General features: G+C 64.5%; 1 protein-coding gene. It reads left to right on the forward strand.

Features of this window, described 5'->3' with window-relative positions:
- Positions 1-76 precede the first annotated feature (76 nt).
- On the forward strand, positions 77-1,393 hold the full coding sequence (locus tag HU811_RS26925; protein ID WP_092394612.1) for a bifunctional DedA family/phosphatase PAP2 family protein: 1,317 nt from the start codon (positions 77-79) through the stop codon (positions 1,391-1,393).
- Positions 1,394-1,433: the final 40 nt, after the last annotated feature.

Here is a 1,433-nt window from a genome sequence, read left to right on the forward strand (position 1 = left end):
CGCTATCGCGAGCAGGCTCGCTCCCACAGTAAAAAATGCATGCCGTTTAATGCTCAATGGAAATGGAGTTGTCTTTATGGGCCCATGGCTCGATAGCATCACTGGCTGGCTGACCGCCAACCCACAATGGCTGGCGGCGGCGGTGTTTATCGTTGCGTGTGTAGAGTGCCTGGCCATCGCCGGGTTGATCGTGCCGGGTACGGTGCTGTTGTTTGCGGTCACGGTACTGGCCGGCAGCGGAGCGTTGTCGCTGGGCGAGACTTTGCTGCTGGGCCTGCTGGGCGGTTTGCTGGGGGACTTGGTGTCGTATTTCCTGGGCAGACATTTTCACCAGAACATCCGGCGCCTGCCGGGACTGCGGCATCATCCAGAATGGATGAGCGCGGCAGAAAGCTATTTCCAGCGCTACGGCATCGCCAGCCTGCTGGTGGGGCGCTTCATCGGCCCGTTGCGGCCGATGTTGCCGATGGTGGCCGGGATGTTCGACATGCCCTTCCCGCGCTTCGCCGCCGTCAGCCTGCTGGCCGCCACCGGCTGGAGCGTGGCGTATCTGCTGCCCGGCTGGGCCACTGGCGCAGCGATCCGTCTGCCGTTGCCCGAAGGTTTCTGGCCACAGGCCGGTGTCGTGATTGGCAGCATCGCGGTGATGATCGGGCTGAGCGTCAACAGCAGCCTGCGGCGCCATCGCCATGCCGCAGCGCTGATCGCAAGCCTGGGCCTGCTGATCCTGATCGGGCTGTTTCTCGGCTTTCGCTATCTCACCGCGTTCGACCAGGGGCTGGTGGCGCTGGTCCAGGAACATCGCAGCCCGACACTGGACGAAATCGCCGTGACCTTCACGCTGATCGGCGAATTCCACTACATGCTGATTTTCAGCGCCCTGCTGACCGGGTTGCTATTGCTCGCGCGCCAATGGCGCCAGGCAATCTTTGCCGGGGCCACGCTGCTGTTCACGGCCCTGGCCAATACCGGCACCAAGCACTTTTTCGCCCGTGTACGCCCGGAGGTCCTGAGCGAGCCGCTGACCAGCTACAGCATGCCCAGCGGTCATGCCTCCGGCGCCTTTGCCCTGTTCCTGGTCCTGGCCGTGCTGGCCGGTCGCGGGCAACCGCCACGCCTGCGCCTGACCTGGCTGTTGCTGGGCTGCTTGCCGGCGTTGGCCATTGCCCTGTCGCGGGTGTACCTCGGCGCCCATTGGCCAAGCGACATCGTCGCCGGCGCCATGCTCGCCGCCTGTGTCTGCGCGGCCATGCTGTGGCTGAGCCAGCGCCAGACCCCGCTACCGGCCATGCCGGCGAAAATCTGGTGGTTGATTCTGCCGGCGCTGGTGGCGGCGTTCAGTTTCTTCGCACTGCGGCATCTGCCCAACGGGATGTTGCGGTATGCCTATTGAAACCGGCAGCCAGCTATCGCGAGCAGGCTCGCTCCCACAG

The sequence above is a fragment of the Pseudomonas tehranensis genome (genome assembly GCF_014268615.1).
Lineage (GTDB): Bacteria > Pseudomonadota > Gammaproteobacteria > Pseudomonadales > Pseudomonadaceae > Aquipseudomonas > Aquipseudomonas tehranensis.